This is a genomic window from Albidovulum sp. (assembly GCF_049646345.1).
GTDB lineage: Bacteria > Pseudomonadota > Alphaproteobacteria > Rhodobacterales > Rhodobacteraceae > Albidovulum.
The window spans coordinates 1-5,241 of record NZ_JBARVQ010000032.1 but is presented as its reverse complement, the minus strand read 5'-3'; the positions used below and the strand labels follow the sequence as shown (position 1 = coordinate 5,241).

Sequence of the window (5,241 nt, the reverse complement as noted above, 5' to 3'; positions counted from 1 at the left end):
TCATCGACCTGTCGCAGCTTACGGAAGGCGAGATTCTGTTTCGCCCGGTAACGGCGGTGATCCGGCAGGAACTGGAGCAGGCGGCCGCGACAAAGATGCCCATGCGGGGCGGACCGGAGCCCGGGGTCGAGTTTGAAATCGCGGACGAGGTGCCGGAATTCGGCAGGTTCGACCCGATATTGCTGCGAAAGTGCCTGGCCCATCTTTGCGCCCTCGTCGCCGGGGATCAACCGACGGGCGTCGCGCCGCGCATGGATCTGCGTTGTGCGCTTGCGCCGGGACGCCGGGACCGGCTGCGGATAACGGTAGCAGGCCGCCCCGGCACCAACGGGACGTCCGACGCAATCACATCCGCGACGCCCGCGGGCGAGTCGCTGGCGCAGGCGGTTGCCCATCGCATTGCCGAGGTGATGGGTGGCAAGGCCAGTCTCATGCGCACTCCGGATGGCGGCCTTGTCGCGCGGGTCGAATTGCCCTTCATCACCATTCCCGAACCTCCGGCGACCGGCGCCGAGACGATCTATGGCCGTCTCCGGGTTCTGGTTGTCGATGACATTTCCAGCAACCGGCTGATCGTTGCCCAGATGCTCCGGTCGCTCAGAATCGAAGTGATCGAAGCCGATGGCGGCAGCGATGCGCTCGAATGGCTGAAGGCCGAAGCCTTCGATCTGGTGCTGCTGGATATGAACATGCCCGATATGGACGGCGAAGCGACCTTCCGCGAGATCCGTGAATCGACGGCGGACTGGGCGCAAATTCCCGTGGTCGCCCTGACCGCCGATGCCGTAACCTACCAGCGCGATCACTATATGGCGCTTGGCCTGAACGGGTATGTGACAAAGCCTGTCGACAAGCGCCTGCTCTGGGCCGAGATCCTGACGGCAGCACCGCCACCGCCACCGCTCTGAACGTCCGAAAGGGCCGGACTGCGCCCGGCCCTTGTCTTGCTCATGCAGGCCGGATCAGTTCGGATTGTCCATCCGCGCCTTGATATTCACCCGCCCCTTGGACTGCGAAGCCCAGTTCAGCGTGACCTGCTGCTTCGCCGCCCCCTGTTCGACCTCGACATAAGGCATGTCGGTGCGCCGTACATTGGCGGGACCAGAGATCATGCCTTCGGCAACGATCGTATCGACATTCCGCGCCCAGCCGCCAAAGGGCAGATAGGGCCCCGGATCCAGCGTCCAGACTGTCGCCTCTGTCACCTGATTGTGCTGCAACAGAACTGGGTTCGCGATGACCTGATCAACATTCGTGAACGTGTTCTCACCCACCCAGATATTGCGCATGGAAAAATTGACGAGCGGCGCAAAGGTGGTATCGACTTTCTCAACCCGGTCCACCGTGCCGTTCAGCGCCCGGAACACATTGCCCGAAAGGTTGAAGCCCCGGATATAGTGGCCCGCACCATATGGCTTAACCACGATCCAGCTGAACCACGGCGCGACATCGTTGACGGTAAAAGTATTGCCGGTGATCGTCAGCCCGCCAAAGGAAAACTGATTGGCGAAATCCGGATCGGACTCATATTCATTGGTCCATTCGATGAACGAATTGTCCACATAGTTGCCGTTGATGGTCGATTTCACATCCGTTCCGGCAATCACCAACCCGGCCACGCGCAGACCCGCCGTTTCCTGATCGCCCTGGAACCAGTGATTTCCCGCAACCAGGCTGCCAGTGCCACCAAGCACGGCGAAATGGCGGAAATGAACGGCACGGTTGTCCCGGATCTTCACATCATTCGCGTTCGTATTGATCGCGATGGAGATCCGGTCCTGCGACCGCAGCGGGCTTTCGTTCGATACAAACTGACACCGGTCGATCAGCATCCCCTGACAGCCCGTGCCGATCGAGGTAATCCCACGGTCCTTTGGCTTGAGCATGTGACTGTCACGCAACTGGAAGATCGATCCGGACGGCGCCAGAAGAATGCCGCTCGCCTCGCCCGCGCATTCGATCTGCACGTCGTCGAGGATCATGTTTGACAAAGACGCGAAGCCCGAGAAATCCAGCAGATACTGAAACCGCCTGAACGTATAGACCTGCGTCCCCGCCGCGCCGTAAAGCGGCTGGCTCAGCGTCAAAGTGACTGCCCCGACATTGACCGATGTCACGTAGATCTCACGGCCCACTCCGACACCTTCAACCAACGCGCCAACGGGGATATTTGCGATATTGGCCACCGAAGTCAGCATCGTGTCGTTGCTGGTTGAATAGCTCGCCTGCGACGTGACGGTCACAGTGTCCCATGCTGGTCCGGAAACCGCATTGATCTGCCCGTTACGGATCGTGCGGCGCGACGAAAAGGTGGTCTTGTTGTCCACCGCTGCCTGCATGTCGATCGGCGCAGTGATCTCGACCCGCCGCCCACCGAGATCGAGCGTGTCGTGGTCGGCAAAGTTCACCAGCGCCTGATAGGCTTTCTTGAACCCTGTTTCCTCGTCGCCAAATGCGTCTGCATAGGTCGGAAGATCGAAACTCCGGGTCATCGCAATGCGGCGATTGACCGGCATGACGAGCGTTCCCTCGAACCGGGCCGGCGCTTCCAGCGTCACATCCGCATCGAGATAGTAGGTGCCCGCCGAAAACAGCAGCGTCCGGCCAGAAGCTGCGGCTGCGGCATCCGCGGCCTCCACCGCGGTGGAATCATCGGTGACACCATCGCCCACCGCGCCATAGTCACGGACATCGACCCAGTCCATCATCGTGCGAAGGAAGGCTGACGTGATGTCCTCGATCTCAATATCATCGATGCGGACAACCCCGCCATTGGCGCCCGCGAGGTCAATCCCGAAATGCCCGTATAGCGCCTGGGTGCCCCAGCTCATATCGACGCCGGTGCGATTGCCGGTGCCGACAATGGCCTCGATCACCTCAACTCTGCCATAGGCGGTCAGCGCCACAGTCGCACCCGCTTCGATGACGCCCGGCACATGGAGCCCCCCGGCCCCACCAGCCCAGGCTGCGATCCGGACAGAGGGCAGGTTCCCGCTCATCGCCTTCACGCGGGCCCGGATGCGCAGATAGCAGCCCGGCAGCAACGGCGTTTCGCCGGTGTAGCGAAGCTGTGTGACGGTCGTCGTCTTTTGCAGTTCAAGGCAGGACGCGAAATCCTGATCCGCCGGAACCAGTGCCGCATTGGCCGCGCCATCATAGGTCGGAGAGCCCGGCGTACCGTCGCCGCTCGACCAGACATCCAGCCCGTTCTCGAATGCAGGCGGCATGAAAACCAGCCCGTCGGTAATCGCCTTGTTCATCGCGCAGAACCCCTTGTCGTTGTCCACACCCCGTCCGGCGGGGCCCGCTGTCGCGCGCCCACGGCGGGCACGCGCCGACCCGGGATCCGGGCCCATGCGGGGACTGCTCGTCGTGGGAAATCAGCGGGCCATGCCCGGCCCTCGGCGGATAGCTTTACCGGGAAAGATTTGGGGAAGTCTTAGACCAGCGCACGCTGGGCGTCAGACACCGACATCCTCGGGTGGCACAGGATAGACGCCATTAATGAGCCAGCCATCGGGCCCGGCGATCATATCGTAGTCAAAGAGATGGAACTGCCCCGCCCCGTCTCGGAACCCCATCCGCTGCAACATGCGCCCGTCTTCCTCGTGCAGGTCGAGATAGCGCACCGCATCTGGCCGCCAGATCATCGGATAGCCGGTTGCGACCATGCGCCCGAAGGTCTCGGGATCATTGAACATGCGCTGGATCATGGGCGAGGCGAAATCGAACGCCTTGGGCAGATCATCGGCCGCGAAGGCCGCGATCTGATCGCCAATCACGGAACGGATATCGCTCCCATCATCGGCGGACGCAGACGCGCCGACGAGAAACATGAGACCGAGACCTAAGACGATACGCCGCATCCGCGCCTCCATCCTTGCGGATGTAAGCCTAGCACGATCCGGCGCCAGCCCCAAATCAAGCTGCGGTCATTTCCCCCTGAAGCGCCCGCTCGATCAGCGTGACCGTTTCCTCTACGCCGTAAAGTGCGATGAATCCGCCGAAACGCGGCCCCTGGCTCGCCCCCAGCAGCACTTCGTAAAGTGCTGTGAACCAATTGCGCAGCGGCTCGAACCCGTGCTCCTTGCCGACAGCAAAGACCATCGATTGCAAGGCTTCGGCATCCAGCCCGCCATCCCAGAGCTTCAACCGCCCGACCAGATCCTCCATCGCCGCCCGCTCCGTATCGGTGGGCGCACGGAAAACACGAGTCGGCGCGACAAAGTCGCGGAAATAGCGCACAGCGAATTCGGCCGCCTGATCAAGCTGCGGGTTCTTCTCCGGTGTCGCCTCCGGCGCATAGCGCTGGATAAAGCCCCAAAGCCCCGACTTGTCTTTCGCCCCTGCGACCGACGCCAGATTGAGCAACATCGCGAAGGGTACAACCATGTCCGACGCAGGCGGCTGGCCCCGGTGCAGATGCCAGACCGGGTTCGCCAACTGCTGCTCCACCGTCTGATCCGGGAAAGCCCGCAACCGCTGGTGATACTCATCCACCGCCTTCGGGATCACATCGAAATGCATCCGCTTCGCGGTCTTGGGCTTTTGATACATGAAGTAGCCAAGCGACTCGGTCGCCGCATAGGTCAGCCATTCGTCGATGGTCAGGCCATTGCCCTTCGATTTCGAGATTTTCTGGCCATGCTCATCAAGGAACAATTCATAGGTGAAATGCTCCGGCGCCTTTACGCCCAGTGCCTCGCAGATGCCATCGTAGATCGGCGTGTTGGTCGAATGATCCTTGCCATACATCTCAAAATCGACGCCAAGCGCGGCCCAGCGGGCGCCGAAATCCGGCTTCCACTGCAGTTTTACATTGCCGCCTGTCACAGGCAGCACCCATTCGCGGCCATCTTCGTCGTCGAAAGTGATCGTGCCGTCCTTGGCATTGACCTCCTTCATCGGCACGTACAGCACGCGGCCGGTCTCGGGATGGATCGGCAGGAAGCAGGAATAGGTCTGCTGGCGCTCTTCGCGCAGAGAGGCCAGCATGATCTTCATGATCGCGTCATAGCGCTCGCAGCAACGGCGCAGGATCTCGTCAAAGCGGCCTGAGCGATAGAAGTCCGTGGCGCTGATGAACTCGTATTCGAACCCGAACGTATCGAGGAACCGGCGCAGCATCGCATTGTTGTGGTGGCCGAAGCTTTCGTATTCCCCGAAAGGATCGGGGACGCTCGTCAGCGGCCGCTGAAGATTCTCCTTCAACATTTCCTGCCCGGGCACATTGTCAGGCAC

Annotated in this window: 4 protein-coding genes; 1 reads left to right on the top strand and 3 read right to left on the bottom strand. The window is 61.4% G+C overall.

The genetic code is table 11. The features are described 5' to 3' along the window. Positions 1-908: response regulator (locus tag WBB85_RS00785; protein ID WP_432636715.1), on the top strand; the 908-nt coding region annotated here is incomplete at its 5' end. A 54-nt stretch (positions 909-962) separates the two neighbouring features. Here the strand turns inward: WBB85_RS00785 and WBB85_RS00780 are convergent. The 3 genes from WBB85_RS00780 to WBB85_RS00770 form a co-directional block, all read right to left on the bottom strand. Next, complete coding sequence (locus tag WBB85_RS00780; protein WP_432636714.1) at positions 963-3,287, bottom strand: glycosyl hydrolase family 28-related protein; 2,325 nt, start codon at positions 3,285-3,287, stop codon at positions 963-965. A 174-nt stretch (positions 3,288-3,461) separates the two neighbouring features. Further along, the gene (locus WBB85_RS00775; protein ID WP_432636713.1) at positions 3,462-3,866 is read right to left on the bottom strand and encodes a DUF4864 domain-containing protein; all 405 of its coding nucleotides are present in this window, start codon (positions 3,864-3,866) and stop codon (positions 3,462-3,464) included. Between the two features lie 55 nt (positions 3,867-3,921). Continuing rightward, on the bottom strand, positions 3,922-5,241 hold a 1,320-nt coding region (locus tag WBB85_RS00770), incomplete at its 5' end, for a lysine--tRNA ligase (RefSeq protein WP_432636712.1).

Bases quoted from the DNA above. Each gene is read 5' to 3' on its own strand.
- WBB85_RS00775 (WP_432636713.1), bottom strand. From the start codon at position 3,866: ATGCGGCGTATCGTCTTAGGTCTCGGTCTCATGTTTCTCGTCGGCGCG.